Source organism: Neobacillus terrisolis, assembly GCF_051233475.1.
In the GTDB taxonomy this organism is placed as follows: domain Bacteria; phylum Bacillota; class Bacilli; order Bacillales; family Cytobacillaceae; genus Bacillus_BU.
Genome location: NZ_JBKFGH010000013.1, coordinates 87239 through 103694 on the forward strand (window position 1 = coordinate 87239; position 16456 = coordinate 103694).

18 protein-coding genes are annotated in these 16456 nt (G+C 42.2%); 13 read left to right on the top strand and 5 right to left on the bottom strand.

Annotation, left to right across the window (positions count from 1 at the left end; all coding sequences use genetic code 11):
• Positions 1-10: 10 nt before the first annotated feature.
• The 6 genes from ACI48O_RS08995 (at position 11) to ACI48O_RS09020 (ending at position 5114) form a co-directional block, all read left to right on the top strand.
• Positions 11-1933 (top strand): molybdopterin biosynthesis protein, encoded by a 1923-nt coding sequence (locus ACI48O_RS08995; RefSeq protein ID WP_435561448.1) that lies wholly within the window; start codon positions 11-13, stop codon positions 1931-1933.
• A gap of 247 nt (positions 1934-2180) precedes the next feature.
• Complete coding sequence (locus tag ACI48O_RS09000; protein ID WP_435561449.1) at positions 2181-2645, top strand: molybdenum cofactor biosynthesis protein MoaE; 465 nt, start codon at positions 2181-2183, stop codon at positions 2643-2645.
• Positions 2638-2871, top strand: a complete 234-nt coding sequence (gene moaD, locus ACI48O_RS09005; RefSeq protein ID WP_435561450.1) for a molybdopterin converting factor subunit 1 — start codon at positions 2638-2640, stop codon at positions 2869-2871. Before ACI48O_RS09000 ends, moaD begins: the two co-directional genes overlap by 8 nt.
• A gap of 21 nt (positions 2872-2892) precedes the next feature.
• Positions 2893-3912 carry a thiazole biosynthesis adenylyltransferase ThiF gene (locus ACI48O_RS09010; RefSeq protein ID WP_435561452.1) on the top strand — a complete coding sequence of 340 codons (1020 nt, stop codon included), beginning with the start codon at positions 2893-2895 and terminating at the stop codon, positions 3910-3912.
• A gap of 507 nt (positions 3913-4419) precedes the next feature.
• On the top strand, positions 4420-4683 hold the full coding sequence (locus tag ACI48O_RS09015) for a YwdI family protein (protein WP_435561453.1): 264 nt from the start codon (positions 4420-4422) through the stop codon (positions 4681-4683).
• Between the two features lie 59 nt (positions 4684-4742).
• Entirely contained in the window at positions 4743-5114 is a 372-nt protein-coding gene (locus ACI48O_RS09020; protein ID WP_435561454.1) for a DUF423 domain-containing protein, read from the top strand.
• Positions 5115-5176: 62 nt separating this feature from the next.
• Here the strand turns inward: ACI48O_RS09020 and gerQ are convergent, their stop codons facing one another.
• Together gerQ and hemQ are read right to left on the bottom strand one after the other, a co-directional pair.
• Positions 5177-5716 carry a spore coat protein GerQ gene (gerQ, locus tag ACI48O_RS09025; protein WP_435561455.1) on the bottom strand — a complete coding sequence of 180 codons (540 nt, stop codon included), beginning with the start codon at positions 5714-5716 and terminating at the stop codon, positions 5177-5179.
• 181 nt (positions 5717-5897) lie between these two features.
• Positions 5898-6644, bottom strand: a complete 747-nt coding sequence (hemQ, locus tag ACI48O_RS09030) for a hydrogen peroxide-dependent heme synthase (protein ID WP_435561457.1) — start codon at positions 6642-6644, stop codon at positions 5898-5900.
• A gap of 291 nt (positions 6645-6935) precedes the next feature.
• Here hemQ and pta point away from each other — a divergent pair, with 291 nt between their 5' ends.
• Both pta and lipL read left to right on the top strand, forming a co-directional pair.
• Positions 6936-7913, top strand: a complete 978-nt coding sequence (gene pta / locus ACI48O_RS09035; protein ID WP_435561458.1) for a phosphate acetyltransferase — start codon at positions 6936-6938, stop codon at positions 7911-7913.
• 257 nt (positions 7914-8170) lie between these two features.
• Positions 8171-9013 (top strand): octanoyl-[GcvH]:protein N-octanoyltransferase, encoded by an 843-nt coding sequence (gene lipL, locus ACI48O_RS09040; RefSeq protein WP_435561459.1) that lies wholly within the window; start codon positions 8171-8173, stop codon positions 9011-9013.
• Positions 9014-9110: 97 nt separating this feature from the next.
• Here the strand turns inward: lipL and ACI48O_RS09045 are convergent, their stop codons facing one another.
• A complete protein-coding gene (locus ACI48O_RS09045) occupies positions 9111-9869 on the bottom strand; it encodes an RsfA family transcriptional regulator (RefSeq protein WP_435561460.1) in 759 nt (252 codons plus the stop codon).
• A 275-nt stretch (positions 9870-10144) separates the two neighbouring features.
• On the opposite strand from ACI48O_RS09045, the gene ACI48O_RS09050 reads away from it, so the two are divergent.
• From ACI48O_RS09050 to ACI48O_RS09060, 3 genes are all read left to right on the top strand, one after another.
• Entirely contained in the window at positions 10145-10366 is a 222-nt protein-coding gene (locus ACI48O_RS09050; protein WP_435561461.1) for a YuzB family protein, read from the top strand.
• A gap of 143 nt (positions 10367-10509) precedes the next feature.
• The gene (locus tag ACI48O_RS09055) at positions 10510-11808 is read left to right on the top strand and encodes an HD domain-containing protein (RefSeq protein ID WP_435561462.1); all 1299 of its coding nucleotides are present in this window, start codon (positions 10510-10512) and stop codon (positions 11806-11808) included.
• A gap of 76 nt (positions 11809-11884) precedes the next feature.
• Positions 11885-12391, top strand: coding sequence for a YwgA family protein (locus ACI48O_RS09060; protein WP_435561463.1), 507 nt, complete (start codon positions 11885-11887; stop codon positions 12389-12391).
• Between the two features lie 25 nt (positions 12392-12416).
• On the opposite strand, the gene ACI48O_RS09065 is transcribed toward ACI48O_RS09060, so the two are convergent.
• Complete coding sequence (locus ACI48O_RS09065) at positions 12417-12602, bottom strand: 2-hydroxymuconate tautomerase (RefSeq protein ID WP_435561465.1); 186 nt, start codon at positions 12600-12602, stop codon at positions 12417-12419.
• Positions 12603-13043: 441 nt separating this feature from the next.
• Here ACI48O_RS09065 and ACI48O_RS09070 point away from each other — a divergent pair, with 441 nt between their 5' ends.
• Positions 13044-13643 carry a site-2 protease family protein gene (locus ACI48O_RS09070; protein WP_435561625.1) on the top strand — a complete coding sequence of 200 codons (600 nt, stop codon included), beginning with the start codon at positions 13044-13046 and terminating at the stop codon, positions 13641-13643.
• A gap of 19 nt (positions 13644-13662) precedes the next feature.
• Positions 13663-14172 (top strand): YwhD family protein, encoded by a 510-nt coding sequence (locus ACI48O_RS09075; protein ID WP_435561467.1) that lies wholly within the window; start codon positions 13663-13665, stop codon positions 14170-14172.
• 142 nt (positions 14173-14314) lie between these two features.
• On the opposite strand, the gene ACI48O_RS09080 is transcribed toward ACI48O_RS09075, so the two are convergent.
• Positions 14315-16390: a transglycosylase domain-containing protein gene (locus ACI48O_RS09080; RefSeq protein WP_435561469.1), complete on the bottom strand. Its 2076-nt coding sequence runs from the start codon at positions 16388-16390 to the stop codon at positions 14315-14317.
• Positions 16391-16456 lie beyond the last annotated feature (66 nt).

The window sequence follows — 16456 nt, forward strand, 5'->3', positions numbered from 1 at the left end:
GGAGCCGAAAGTGGAAGGAAAAAGATACAATCGCAAAATCTATTTAGAAGATAAACCTAGAGAGCAAGCAAAGAATGAGCTGCTGGAAGCGTTTGTGCTTCCTTTAGAAAAGGAACTCATTCCAACCATCGGCTCCCTCGGGCGAGTGACGGCTGAGCCGATATTCGCAAAAGTTTCGATGCCGCATTACCATGCTTCGGCAATGGATGGAATTGCTGTGAATGCAGAAGATACATATGAAGCACATGAGCAAAATCCCCTCCGTTTAACGAGAGGTGAGCAGTTTGTTTATGTCGACACCGGGAATGCAATCCCTTCACAATTTAATGCCGTTATTATGATTGAATATGTTGATATCATTGATGAGAATACGATCGAAATCATAGAACCGGCAACACCGTGGCAACATATTCGCCCAATCGGCGAGGATATTACCCAAGAAGAGATGCTGTTTCCACAAGGCCATATTTTACGTCCGGCCGATTTAGGGGTACTATTGGCTGCTAAAATTATTGAAGTGCCAGTAGCAAAAAAACCAGTTGTGACCATCATCCCTACTGGAAACGAGCTTGTTTCTGCAGATGACTCGTTGGCGTCCGGCCGTATTATTGAATTTAACGGGACGGTTTTTTCAAGCTTTGTTAACGAATGGGGCGGCGAGCCTAATCTTCATGACATCGTAAGAGATCAGCCTGAAAAAATTAAGGATGCGCTGTTAAATGCAGTTGAAACCTCGGACATTGTTGTCATAAACGCTGGCTCATCAGCTGGCTCGAAGGATTACACTGTACATATTTTTGAAGAGATCGGAACTGTATTTACCCACGGAGTTGCAACTCGGCCAGGGAAACCGGTTATTTTAGGGAAAATTAACGATAAAGTGGTCGTTGGTGTTCCAGGTTATCCTGTTTCCGCTTATCTCGCTCTAGAATGGTTTGTAAGACCACTTATTTGCAAGTATTTGCAAATACCTGAACCAAAACGACAGACGATACAAGTCAAGCTTGGTCGCCGCATTGTCTCCACCATGGGAGCGGAAGACTTTGTTAGAATGAATATCGGCTATGTGAACGGACAATTTATTGCTAATCCGCTAACGCGAGCAGCAGGAGTTACCATGTCCTATGTTAGGGCAGATGCACTTTTGATTGTACCTCCTGATCAGCTTGGCTACGAACAAGGAGAGGTCGTTGAGGTCGAGCTGTTGAAGCCATTGGAGGAGATTAAAAACGCGATTGTCTTCAGTGGAAGCCATGATCTAACAATTGATCTATTATCCTCAAACCTTAAAAAACAGCGGACTGAAATGAAAATAGTTTCTTCCCATGTTGGGAGCATGGCCGGCATCATGGCTATTAGAAAAGGGGAAGCCCACGTAGCGGGTATTCATTTGCTTGATCCGGAAACGAAAGAATACAATGTTTCCTATGTGAAAAGAATGCTGGGGGATCAAGAGGTTGTGATCTACCCGTTTTTAAAACGAACTCAAGGCTGGATGCTGCCGCAGGGAAATCCTGATGGAATTGCTTCAGTACACGATATTGCTGAAAAAAATATTCATTATGTTAATCGCCAAAAGGGCGCGGGTACGAGAATTTTATTTGATTTATTGTTAAATGAAGCGGATTTGTCACCGGAGAGAATAACAGGTTATGATCGTGAAATGTTTTCCCATTTAGCCGTTGCCGCTGAGATTAAGGGAAGTGAACATTCCGCGGGGCTTGGAATATACCCTGCTGCAAAAGCGATGGGCTTGGATTTTATTCCGGTCGGGGATGAGTCATACGATTTGTTGATGACGAGAGCTTTTTTTGAAAGTGAACAAGGAAACTGGCTTATCTCGGTGATTCAGAGCGAGAGCTTTAAAGCGGAGGTCGAGCAAATCGGCGGTTATGCAGTAGTCGACCACCCCGAGCCAATCATTTTTCCGTAAAGCTATGTAAAAGTTCATTGTTTACCTTGATCATAATGTTGATTGGAGCGGAAGGCGCGAGACTCCTGCGGGAGAAGGTGTCACGGGAGACCCCACAGGCGCAAAGCGCCGAGGAGGCTCCCGGACTCCCCCGCGGAAAGCGAGCGCCTGAAGCGGAAATCAACAAGTTAACAAGCCTAACATAAAGAGTACTTCCAATTAAAATAGGTTATCAATCTATAACCTGATATTTAGGGGTGAATCAGCTATGAATTTTGAAATATCTAAAGAAAACATTGATATTCAATCGGTCATTAATAAAGTCGTTCAGCGTGATGCCGGTGCCATTACCACTTTTATTGGAACGGTCCGTGAAATGACAAAAGGGAAAAAAACACTCTATCTTATCTACGAGGCTTATGAATCAATGGCAGTAAAAAAATTGGAGCAAATCGGTTCGGAAATTATTGAACGTTGGCCGGGAACTCAAGTAGCGATAACACACCGTGTCGGCAGATTAGACATTACCGATGTAGCTGTTGTCATTGCGGTTTCAACACCACATCGTGCCGATGCCTATGAAGCGAATCGCTATGCGATTGAGCGAATTAAGGAAATCGTTCCAATCTGGAAAAAAGAACACTGGGAAGACGGAGAAAAATGGATTGGCAACCAACTAGAGACAGTATCATATCCAACCGGAAAACCAGAAGAGGGGGATTTGCGTGAATAAGGTTATGTTTTTTGCTCACCTCCGTGATACAGTCGGGGAAGAATTTATTACGTTGGAGCTTTCCGGTAAAACAATAGCTGATCTTAAACAAATCCTTGCTGAAAAATACCCGGTTTTGAAGTTGGATACGGTGATGACGGCCATTAATGAGGAATTTGCTGCTAATGATGAGGAAATTCACGAGGGTGATGTCATTGCTTTTATCCCGCCAGTAAGCGGTGGTTGATCCAAGGGAGGTACACACACGATGTCTGAACGATATTCACGCCAAACCTTATTCCCTCCCATCGGTTCAGGTGGTCAAGATAAGATTAGCAGTAAACATGTATTGATTATTGGAGCGGGGGCATTAGGATCTGGAAGTGCCGAAATGATCACAAGAGCTGGAATCGGTAAACTTACGATTATTGACCGTGATTATGTGGAGGCAAGCAACCTGCAGCGCCAGCAGCTGTATACCGAAGAGGATGTGCAGGAAAAACTTCCAAAAGCTGCAGCAGCAGAAAAGCGGTTGAAGGCGATTAATTCTGATGTAGAGATTCGGGCTATCATCGGCGATGCAACCGCTGAATTATTAGCTGAACTTGTTCCTGGTGTCGATTTAATTCTTGATGCAACTGATAATTTCGAAACAAGAATGACGATTAATGATATTTCTCAAAAATATAAAATCCCCTGGATTTATGGAGCTTGCGTAGGCAGCTTTGGGATGAGCTTTACCGTCATTCCGGGAGTAACACCTTGCTTAAACTGTTTATTAAAAGCAGTACCGATTCAAGGGATGACCTGTGATACGGGCGGAATCATTGCTCCTGCTGTACAAATGGTTATTGCTCATCAAGCTGCAGAGGCATTAAAGATTCTCGTTGAAGATTTTGATGCGTTACGGACAGGATTTGTCAGCTTTGATTTATGGCGAAATCAGTTTTCTACCATGAAAATGGGCAAAGCAAAGGACCCAAGCTGTTTATCATGCGGGGAACATCCAACTTACCCATATTTGGACAGCGAAAATATGACGAAATCAACGGTGCTTTGTGGAAGGGATACAGTTCAGATTCGTCCTCCAAAACAAGAACAGCTGGACTTATCACGCTTAGCAAACCAATTAATGTCTTTAGGCTATGGTGTAAAGGCGAACCCTTACCTACTATCAGTCGATTATGATGGAACAAGGATGGTCATCTTCGGAGACGGCCGTGCCCTAGTCCATGGAACAAAAGATCTAAACCACGCCAAATCCTTATACCAAAGGCTGCTTGGCTAACAGCAAAACTCGTATCCTTATACGGGTTTTTTGTTTTGGCTTTGTTAAAGAACATTGTTGATTTTGAGCAAGCTGTTGATTGGAGCGGAAGGTGCGAGACTCCTGCGGGAGAAGGTGTCACGGGAGACCCCACAGGCGCTAGGGCGCCGAGGAGAAGGAAAAGCGGAAGCGGCTTGCCCAGGGGCGACAGGCATAAGACGAGCCGGCAAGAAGGTCGTTCTTTGACCTTCTTGCCGGATTGGCTTATGACCCCGAGCCCCTAGCCGCTGTAGCTAGACAGGCTCCCGGACTCCCCCGCGGAAAGGGAGCACCTGCAGCGGAAATCAACAGCCACGTTTACAAAGCTTGTTTTTTATAAGCTAAGTATTGTGAAAATAAAAAACAAATGAGTTAGAATAGAGTCAGTTGTTCTTAGATAAATTCCGACGATAAATTCCCTGTTTCACGTGAAACAGACAAATTATTTACACCTAGCCATGCAGCCTGCAGAAAATGAGGTGAGTTCAAATGACAATCACGATTCAAAAACTATTACAAAAAATGGAACAAGAGCTAAAGGAAGCGAAAGCCTCCGCTTCACAATCGGAAATACGCGAAAAAATCCAAGCGATTAAAACCTTATGCGAGCTTGTCTTAGAAGAGCCTGTAAAAGAGAGAACCGTAACAGAAAAAAGTGCTCCCATTGCTAAGCCGCCGATGAGCAGCATAATAACGCAGCCGCTTAAGGTGGAAGATGACGAAGCAAACGGAGATTCATTGTTTGATTTTTAAGAGGGATGTTTAGGGAGATGACCGTTTACTCGGTTGAACATAAAGGATGGGGGATAATTATGAAAGTTTTTATTATTTTAGGAGCAATCAACGCCTTTTTATCTGTGGCTCTAGGAGCTTTTGGAGCTCATGGTCTAAAGGATAAGCTCGATCCGTATTATTTGGATATTTGGAATAAAGGTGTTCAATATCAAATGTACCACGCACTTGGCTTACTGGTTGTAGGGTTTTTAGTAGCTAAATTGCCAGCTAGTTCGTTAGTTTCAACTTCGGGCTGGTTAATGCTCGCAGGAATTGTATTGTTTTCCGGAAGCTTGTTTGTACTGGCACTAACGAAAATTAGTATTTTAGGAGCGATTACTCCTTTCGGTGGAGTTGCCTTTTTAGCTGCGTGGATTTTGATTATTGTAGCGGCAGTAAAATACTTATAGCTTATCAAAGTTGTAAATGAATGAAGCCCGAGCTTGTCGTAAAATAAGCTCGGGCTTTACTTTTATCGAGGAGGATATGATGCGAGCGCAGGACCTGCCCCAAAAGGATATTCATATTCGATTTCTTCGTCAAAGGTTGCATAGTCAAAATAGACCATCGGAATTAAGAAGCGCATTCCTGTTTGTGGATCAGACAGGATAAGGTGATCTCTCCCCGCAGCTTCAATGATCCCTTTAAATATTTTGGCATTCCATTCTCGATTATTTTCAAAAGTTGCATAAACAGTAACAAGCTTTCCTTTGTTTAAACGCAAAATATTTTCAATATATGACTCTTCAATCGGAAGCATGCCCGGAACCTGGGCTCCTGGAGCTTGCATTGGCTGAGGCTGAGGCTGAGTTGGTTGAAATCCAGTCGGCATCGGCGGAATTCCGCCGGATGCAGCTGGCGGGAAAGCTCCCTGTGCAGCAAAACTAGGCGCTTTACCAGTAAAACCGGGCATTTGACCGGGCATTTGCGGCATTGGTTGTGTCCCTGCTCCATAAGAGGAGTAAGCTTGCGGATATACTCTGTAATCCAAATAAGGATTTGAATAGCTCAATTAGTTTCCCTCCTAAAACCATATTTAATAAAATCACTAATTAAATAATATGAAGCGAATGGAAAAATATGAGTATTGAGTTTGGATTATCTCGATAATCGGATGTAATAATGAGGAATGTTTTTGAGGTTAACACAGCTTAAAAAACTCCCAGACTAGGTATCCGGGAGTTTTATTATTGTTAATTTACGTGTAAAAATTTACTAACCTGATCTTCTTTAAGTAAATTTCCAACGAAGAAAGAGCCAAATTCTCCGTACCGGGCACTTACTTCGTCAAAACGCATTTCATATACTAGCTTTTTAAATTGAAGAACATCATCGGCGAATAAGGTAACACCCCATTCGTAATCGTCAAAGCCGACAGAACCAGTGATGATCTGTTTTACTTTCCCAGCATACTTACGACCAATCATACCGTGGCTGCGCATCATATCGCGGCGGTCTTCCATCGGAAGCATATACCAGTTATCATTGCCTTGGCGTCGCTTATCCATTGGATAGAAGCAAACGTATTTTGATTTTGGCAAAATCGGGAAAAGACGAGCCAACACTTGAGGATTTTGATAAGGATCCTCATCTGCCGGAAGATAATTGCTCAATTCAACAACTGAAACATAAGAATGAGCTGGAATCGTATATTCAGCCAACTTAGTTTTATTGAATTCGGTTTCAATTTCATTTAATTCTTCCATTGTTGGGCGTAAAATCATCATCATAAAATCTGCTTTTTGTCCAACAACTGTATAAAGAGCATGGCTTCCCTCTTTACGAGATTGAGTGGAATTCCATTTTTCGACAAGGCTTAAAAACTCATGGATTGCTGTTTGACGCTCATCGCTAGATAACATTTTCCAAGTTGTCCAATCGACGGTTCGGAAGTCATGTAAACAATACCAACCGTCAAGGGTTTGTGCTGCTTCACTCATTACAAATCACTCCTAGTACGTTTCTAAAAATTCTCAACATTACTATACCATAGTTTAGCCGTGACACATACGAATAAACACTGCAGGTGGAATAAATTGTCATTCTATGTAGAAAAGCGGATATGTTTCCCTAAAATAGGAGAATATAAATATGTATCGATAGTATTCTTACAATTAAAAAATTTAGAATAGAACAACTTTTTATCTGGAAGCGCTATTGACTCAATGAAATATTGAATTTTTCGGGTGGTAGAGTATTCTAAAGAAGAGTGTACTTAAGGAGGATAATTTATGGCAGATCTATTTACAGATTTAAAAGCAAAAGTGAATGGTCGGGATGTGAAAATTGTATTTCCTGAAGGACTTGATGAGCGTATTTTAACAGCTGCTGGCAGATTGGCAACTGAGAAAATATTGACTCCAATCCTTATTGGAGATATTGCACAGATTCAGGCGAAAGCAGCTGAGCTTAATGTATCAGTGGAAGCTTGTGAAATTTATGATCCAAAGAATTACGCAGCAATGGATGAGCTGGTAGCGTCCTTTGTGGAACGTCGTAAAGGCAAGGCAACAGAGGAAGATGCTCGCAAAATTCTTCTAGATGAAAATTACTTTGGAACTATGTTAGTACATACGAATAAGGCGGATGGTCTTGTCAGCGGTGCGATCCATTCAACAGCGGATACAGTTCGCCCGGCATTGCAAATCATTAAAACGAAGCAAGGTGTTTCAAAAACATCTGGCGTGTTTATTATGGTTCGCGGTGAGGAGAAGTATGTGTTTGCAGATTGCGCAATCAACATTGCTCCGGACAGCAATGATCTTGCTGAAATTGCCGTAGAAAGTGCAAAGACTGCAGTGATGTTTGATTTAGAACCACGCGTAGCGATGCTAAGCTTCTCTACAAAGGGCTCTGCGAAATCTCCGGAAACAGAAAAGGTTTCAGCGGCGTTGGAACTGGCAAAAGAACGTGACCCACAGCTCATCATTGACGGAGAATTCCAATTTGATGCGGCATTTGTTCCTTCGGTTGCTAAGTCTAAGGCACCAGGTTCTGTGTTACAAGGTGATGCAAATGTATTTGTTTTTCCAAGCTTGGAAGCTGGCAACATCGGCTATAAAATTGCCCAGCGCTTAGGTAATTTTGAAGCGGTTGGTCCGATTTTACAAGGCTTAAACCACCCTGTTAACGACTTATCCCGCGGCTGTAATGCTGAGGATGTTTATAAGTTAGCGTTGATTACGGCTGGACAGGCGTTAAATCAATAATAGGTTTTATGAGCTGGTCTTTAGGGGCTGGCTCTTTTTTGTGGTTTTCGAGAATGGAACCTTTTTATTAGTTTTGTATATATGTGACAATGTCCACATTGGCTCATAAAATCCTGAGATGGGCTCATAAATTTATTAAAACGGCTCATAAAATCCCGAAAACGACTCATAAACTTGCCAAAACGGCTCATAAACGAACAAACCACCCCCAATATGGTATAATATCTTAAAATTTTTTATCAAAAAGGAGCAAAATCATGAATGAAGCTCTTAGTTTATTGAGCCAAGCCCAGTGGCGGATTATCGATCAATCCGGGTTAGGCGTTCATTTTGATGCATTGCAGTCCTTTGGAATGGACGATACGCTGTGCAACTCTGTCGGGTCAAAAACAGCGCCGGCCACGGCTCGCGCATGGGTCCACCATCAAACAGTCGTGCTTGGCATTCAGGATACGAAGCTCCCCTTTTTAGCGGACGGGCTCAAGTATCTTGAGGAACAGGGCTATCACTTTATCGTGAGAAATTCTGGCGGATTAGCTGTCGTTCTCGATGAAGGAGTCCTAAATTTAACATTGGTCTTTCCTGAGGCAGAAAAAGGAATTGATATAAATCGAGGTTATGAGGCAATGTGGCTGTTAATCAAGCGGATGTTTGCTGATTTTCCTCATGAAATTGAAGCCCGCGAAATCAGCGCATCATATTGTCCTGGAAGCTACGATTTAAGCATAAACGGGAAAAAGTTTGCAGGGATATCGCAGCGCCGCCTGCGAAACGGGGTTGCCGTTCAAATCTATTTGTGTGTAACAGACAGCGGTGCGAAACGAGCTGAGCTGATTAAGGGGTTTTATGACCGAGCAACGCAAGGTGTGCAGACAAAGTTTAAATACCCTGATATTAATCCGGAAGTAATGGCTTCTCTATCAGAGTTATTCGGTACGCAACTAAGTGTCTCCGATGTCATGTTACGATTTTTAAAAACAATAAAGGAAACCGGAGGACATATTTATTCCGGGCAGCTGACAGTCGAGGAAACTCCGCTGTTTGCCGATTATTATCAGCGCGTGGTTGAACGAAACGAGAAAATGCTGCAGGAGAGCTAGAAGCCCCCGCGAATCAAAGACTTATAAAACCGATTAGAAAAAGCCGCTCCATGATGGATGCGGCTTTTTTTAAAATAGATGCGTTGCCAATTCTCCCTTATTCCGCAACTTTTTCAAGATTGCCGTTTCGGTCCATCTTAAAGGTTGTCTGCGGACGATCTTCTTCCTCGAACAGAACTAGCTTTCTTGCTCTGTTCATAATTTTCATTAAGGTTTCATAGTCTTCTTGGATCGTTTCCGTATCCTGTTCAAGATGGTTTATTTTTGCTTGCAGCTCTTGATTATGTTTCTTTAAATCAGCCAGTTCACGTTTCAATCTTTCATTCTCACTTTTTAAAATATCAACATGAAGATTGGAATGATTTAAGTTTTGTAAATACGAAATGATTGTCTCTATTGACATGCCGCCCGTTTGCGAGATGGTTACTGAACTTGAAGCAGTTTTCGGGATGGTTACCGAACTTGAAGCTGGTGTAACCGCAATAGCTGGCATTGGGTTTAACTCCTCTGCAAATTCCTCTTCGCTAGGATTAGGGGCTGTAATCATGGTTGGTTCAAAGTCACTAACCTGAACAACAGGTGGTGTATAAAGAAGCTTTTTCTTTCCACCTTGGTCCTTTCCTAGTACTCTTTGTCGTTGTTTTCGTTGCTTTTTAGCTAAATCCAGAGCTTTTTCATATTGATGGCGGACAACAGCGTTCCAGCGGAAACCGCATGCGGCAGATGTTCTGTTAAGCTTATCGCCAACCTCTTCAAAGGCGTTCAACTGAGTGCTGCCTTCCCTAACATGCCTTAACACGGTTTCTGCCAGCAATAAATCGTTCTCCTCCGTCCATGCGTCTTGACGTACTTTCATTTCCTCAACTCCCAAATCAAATGATTGAATTTTACAATTGTAGTCCTATCATTCCCTGTTATTTCAAGTTTTATACAAAAGTAATGCAAGGATAATAGATTTTTGCATATTTTACTATTCTGTTTGTAAGTTAATCCCGTTTAGGATGAATGAAAGTTTCAACTTGCATTAGACAGAGAGAAACTGTAAAATACGCTTAGTATTAAGACTGAAACATTTATCACTGGAAAAAATATAAAAGTTAAAATATAGATCGGAGAAAGGGTTGTCCAATAATGGCAAACGAATTTAGAGTTTGCGACGACTGTCAGGGTGTTAATTTAAAAACACTCCTGCCCCGTTTAAAGCAAATCGATCCTGAAGCGAAAATAGAAATTGGCTGCCAATCCTATTGTGGGCCAGGCCGCAAAAAAACATTCGCCTTCGTGAACAATCGGCCACTTGCCGCTTTAACCGAAGATGAATTGATTGAAAAGATCATAAAAAAGGTCAAATAAAAATCACCTTCGATTCTCATCCTAGGTGATTTTTATTTTTCAATAATACTGAAAAATGTTCACTGAATCGCTCGTGAATTGAAATAAAAAACGGGCTATAATAGATACATGTATGCAAGGAATACGATGAAAAGGGGAAACTAATGGAATATGCGGCGGAGAAATTAAATGAGGAAAAAGTATTTAAAGATCCCGTTCACCGCTATGTTCACGTTCGGGACAAAGTGATTTGGGACCTGATTGGCACAAAGGAATTTCAACGGCTGCGCAGAATTAAGCAGCTGGGGACGACATTTTTAACCTTCCACGGTGCCGAACACAGTCGCTTTAATCACTCGTTAGGGGTATACGAAATTATTAGAAGGATCATTGATAATGTGTTTGAAGGGCGTCCGGAGTGGGATCAAAGTGAAAGATTGCTATCCTTATGTGCCGCCTTGCTCCATGATTTGGGCCACGGTCCGTTCTCACACTCTTTTGAAAAAGTATTTGATTTTGATCATGAGGAATTTACTCAAGCCATCATTTTAGGGCGTACCGAAGTAAATCAAGTGTTAACGAAAGTTAGTCCTGATTTTCCGACAAAAGTGGCTGAAGTGATAGCGAAAACGTATTCTAGTAAGCTGGTTGTCAGCTTAATCTCCAGTCAAATTGATGCGGACCGAATGGATTACTTGCAGCGCGATGCGTATTTTACTGGGGTTAGCTATGGTCATTTTGATATGGAGCGGATTTTGCGGGTGATGCGGCCGCGTGAAGATCAGGTTGTCATCAAACATAGCGGTATGCATGCGGTTGAAGACTACATAATGAGCCGCTACCAAATGTATTGGCAAGTTTATTTCCATCCGGTTACCCGAAGTGCAGAAGTGATCTTAACGAAAATCCTGCATCGAGCTAAATATCTCTATGAAAACAAGTATGCTTTTCAATTTGATCCGGTGCACTTTTCTTCTTTCTTTGAAAATAAAGTTAAGTTAGAAGACTATTTAAAATTAGACGAAGCGGTGATCCTTTATTATTTCCAATTATGGGAGGATGAAGAGGATCCAATTTTGCGAGACTTGTCGCGTCGCTTTTTGAATCGTAATTTATTTAAATATGTAGAATTTGATCCAGCTAAGGAATATCGCAAGCTTGCTGAATTATCAGCCCTTTTTAAAAAGGCTGGTCTTGATCCGGACTATTATTTGGTTGTTGATTCCTCTTCCGATTTACCGTATGATTTTTATCGGCCTGGTGAGGAAGAAGAACGACTGCCAATCCACCTGCTTATGAAAAACGGGGAGCTGCGCGAGCTGTCACGGGAATCTGACATAGTCGATGCCATTTCCGGGAAAAGACGCACGGACCATAAGCTCTATTACCCAGCTGATTTCATTGAAGATCTTTCATCGAAGAAAAATGTCAAAAAGCAAATTCGAGAGCTGTTAGAGCAGTGATCACGATAGATAAGGTAATAGATCATACATGCATTTTTGTTAATACTCCACTAGGAAAAATAGGAGCTGACTTGTTTTGTTAAAAGACCATGCGAAAATAGTCAACGCGATTGCCGTGTCCGGAGAAATTACCGGCCGGAAGAAATTGCAAAAGATGATTTATATTGCGAAAAAAATCTCGTTTCCTTTTCAAGAACGCTTCCAGTTTCATTTTTATGGTCCCTATTCCGAGGAGCTGACGTTAAGGATTGAGGAGCTTTGCAATATGGGCTTTGTTAATGAAATAAAAGAGAATAAAGGCGGTTATTCCCAATACCGCTATGAGCTGACGGATACCGGAAAAGAGTTTTTGAGTGTAAATGAAGTCGATATGCCGGCGCTTCCGGAATGCCTTGTTGATATGAACGGTCAGAATGCTAGATTTCTTGAGCTCGTTTCGACTGTTTTATATTTTAATAATCTTCCAAAGGAAGAGGTACAGGAAAAGGTGTTTACACTGAAAAGCAATCAACGTTACACGCTTGAAGAAATCGACGAAGCCTATGCCTATATTGATGCATTAAAAGAAAAAGCTAAGCACTAGTGCTTAGCTTTCTTTATTGCAAATATTACTTGTCGCTTAGGCGAACCCCAGCAACAGCGTAGTGATTTTTAGGCATTTCTTCAATAAATACAACAATATTTTCTTTAGGAGCTCCAGCAGTTTCACTTACAGCTTCAGTTACTTTTTCAACTAAGGCCTTTTTCTGTTCTTCAGTGCGGCCTTCTAACATTTTTACCGTTACGTATGGCATATGTAGTTCCTCCTTTTTCTATTGTCGTAAGTAGTTTTTCATATTTTCTATCATAAAGCAAGAGCCTATCCATCATTTTTCACATTCTGTCTTGTTTCATGTATACTTTTAGTGAGCCTTGTAATCATTATTAGTGGAATACGTATAGTAGTAATGAGAGAAACTTACAGCTAATCAAAAAAGGTCGGCTAAAACAACATGAAATAGTATGCTTTAAATAGATTTATTTTTTATCAAGGCTGTGTTAAAGCTCAGTGTGATTTTTTTACACAATGTTGATTGGAGCGGAAGGCGCCCGCCCCGCGGAAAGCAAGCGCCTCTCGCGGAAATCAACAGTCAAGTTTAACACAGCCTTTATCAAAAGGAGTTGAGGGAGTGGACCAGTTCGCTCAGTTTTTAAGATATTCAATACAGGATCTGCCTTATGTTATCATCACCTTAATGGTTGCCTTTACGGTGCACGAGTTTGCCCATGCTTTTGTGGCCTATAAGTTTGGTGATTCAACGGCGAAGAATCAGGGGAGATTAACCTTGAACCCTATGAAACATTTGGACCCGATTGGGACGCTGTTGATTTTTATTGCTGGTTTTGGCTGGGCACGACCGGTGCCAGTTAACCGCTTTTTCTTTAAAAATCCGCGGCTGGCTGGAATATCCGTTTCCATTGCCGGACCACTTAGTAATTTAGTGATGGCAATGCTCGGCTTTTTGACATGGTACGCCTCCGTCAGAGCAGGATTAGCGGAGGGAACGCTAATGAATCTACAAGATTTTCTAAATATCTTTATACAATTAAACCTCGTGTTGTTTGTGTTTAATTTATTGCCATTCCCGCCATTGGATGGGTATCGAATTGTCGAGGATTTAGTTCCAAAGCATATCCGACCACGGCTGACACAATATGAATCCTATGGCGCGCTTATATTTTTAATTTTGGTAATCACACCGCTTGACCAATACACGATTCATCCAATCATGAATTCGGTCATTCCATTTATTGCAGATGGGTTTAATCAGTTCTTTTCACAGTTGCTAATGTAAAAGTTAAGGGGGTATAAGAATGGAAGAAAAGAAAAAGAAGCCAATTGGCTTTAACATTATTAAAAATGATCCGACTGAAGGTCATGGAGGGTACGGGGCTGGAACACTCAGCCTGGATAATATTTCACCGGTTATCATTGATGTCGATGCCGGAGTGGCCGAGGTTGATGTCGGCGCGATGCATGCCCGAAGCGTTGTTGAAAAGGGGATTAAATTTCTGCCGAACCGTGACGAAGTGCCAAATGGCAAGCCGTATTGGCTCGTTTGGGTAACGATTGACCGCAAGGAAGAAGGGCCTTATTACGCTGGGGTGACAGCCTGTGAAATGACCGTTGACCGCGAAATCCGCCGCGGCTATAAATCATTGCCTGAGCATGTCAACCGGATGGATAAATCATTAAAGCGCCAGATTATTGTTGATCATATGGACCCAAAATCAAAGCAAATATTAACGGACTATTTGCAAAATCATAATTTGAAAATGTGGGAGCTATCCTCACAACAATTAAGAGATGATTTAACAGTTTGAAAATTTTTTTAATTAATATCTTGCAGGTTTTGGATAAAAATTGTAAACTAGTGACGAACGTTACGAGAAAATGAAGCTAGGACACGAAAAACCCCGGATTATTTCCGGGGTTTTTTGTTGGGAAAAGCGAGCTGGCTCTAGACTAGGAGCCGAATATTCGCTTAAACCAAGGCGCTTTATCGCCCTCTTCCTGTTGTTTCGTTTGTTTCGGCTTTTTCGCCTTACCAGGATTATCAATATGGTCAGTACAATAGTCAGTCGGCTCTGTACCGGCTGCAAAATACGTTTTCCGTTTAACAGGACAATCCTTTGTAGCGAGCAGACCGTTTTCGGGATCAATTTGGACCCCGACGACACCTTTTGGTGCTTTAAACTTTTTTACGGGTGCGTCCTTTAATGATTCTTCCATAAAGTTTACCCAAATGTTTTTTGCATATGTTTTTTCAACGGTCAGCTCGAGCGGCTTTCCTTTATCATAGCCCGTCCAGACTGCGGAGACGAGCTGAGGGGCGAAACCGATCATCCAGCTGTCCGACTCTGTCGTCCCAGATTTTCCGGCATACGGACGGGTCATTTTATTGCTGAGAGAGCCCCCTGTTACGCTTGCATATCCATTCAGTTTTTTATCAAACATCCCCGTCATCATCTGGGTCATCACATAGGCAAGCTCTGGCTGAAGGATTTGCTCCTTCGTTTGCTTGTTATTGTAGAGGATATTTCCATGTTGATCCTCCACTTTTTCAATTAATACAGGTTCCACACTTTTGCCGCCGTTGGCAAACAGACTATAGGCATTGGCCATTTCCAACATTCTTACCACTGAGGTGCCAAGCGCTGCGGACGGGACATTTTCAATCTTTGATGAAATCCCAAACCTTTTAGCCGTATTAGCGAGTGTATCCTCACCTAAAAATAAATGAGTTTTTACCGCAAAGACATTGTCGGAGACAGCAAGAGCTTGAGCCATGGTGATGTCTTTTTCTGCATACTGATTATTGAAATTATGAGGCGTATATTCCGGCTGATTGTTTTCAAAACGGAATGTTGTCAGCTCGCTTTTCATCGTTGTCGACGGTGTGAAGCCGTGCTCTAATGCTGCATAATACACAAGCGGCTTGATCGTTGAACCCGGCTGCCTTAACGCTTGAACGGCGCGGTTAAACGGGCTTTTTTGATAATCTCGGCCGCCGATCATGGCCTTTACCTGACCGGTGCGCGGATCCATTGCCACAAGTCCTGCTTGAATCTCAGATTCATTTGAAATGAGTTTTTTTACGGTTTTCTCGGCAATTTCTTGCTGCTTTAGATTAAGGGTTGTGTAAATTTTTAAACCGCCCAGCTCAATGGTTCGTTCGTCGATTTGCAAGTCAGATGTTAAGGCTTGGCGGACGGCATCCTGAAAGTACGGAGCAATTCCGGTTTTCGTATGCTGATGCTCGCCGACAATGGAAATCGGCTCCTTCGCTGCCGCATCTGCTTTATTTTTAGCAATAAGATGGTTGTTGACCATTGAATTTAGGATGAGCTTTTGACGTTGCTTGGCTTTATCCATCGAGACAAGCGGCGAATAGACGCCAGGACCTTTTGGAATTCCGGCTAACATCGAGGCTTCCGCCAACGTTAACGCGCCTGCGTTTTTGCCAAAATAATACTGGCTTGCTGCTTGTACGCCATAGGCGCCGTTACCAAAGTAAATGGTGTTTAAGTAGCCTTCTAATATTTCTTCCTTTGAGTAGTTCATTTCTAGGCGAATTGTGTAGAAGGCTTCGTGGAGCTTCCGTTTCCACGTTTTATCGTGCTCTAAAAAAAGGTTCCGGGAATATTGCTGGGAAATCGTGCTGGCCCCTTGTACCTTGGCCATTGCTCGAATATCGGCAAGCGCTGCCCCGGCAATCCGTTTATAGTCAAAGCCATTGTGTTCGTAGAAATTTCGGTCTTCTATCGCAATGATCGCATCTACTAATGAAGGAGAAATTTTTTCAAGCGGGAGCCAATAGCGCTTTTGCCCTGAATTGCTTTCCCCAATGATGGTCCCATCGTCGGCATAGTACAGGGTTGATTGTGGGACAGCAAGAGGCGGTGCCCCAAGGAATTTGGCATAGCCCAGCACGCCGAATAACAGAATCATCATGATAATGAATCCTAATAAACTTATAAAAAATAGCGCTCGTAAATATTTAATCGTTCTGCGAAAGCGATGATCCGTTATAATTTCCATTTGAGTCACCTCTCTTTTCTTAATAGTTTGTTGTGTTAATGCTTATTGTTGACTATGTTGATTGGA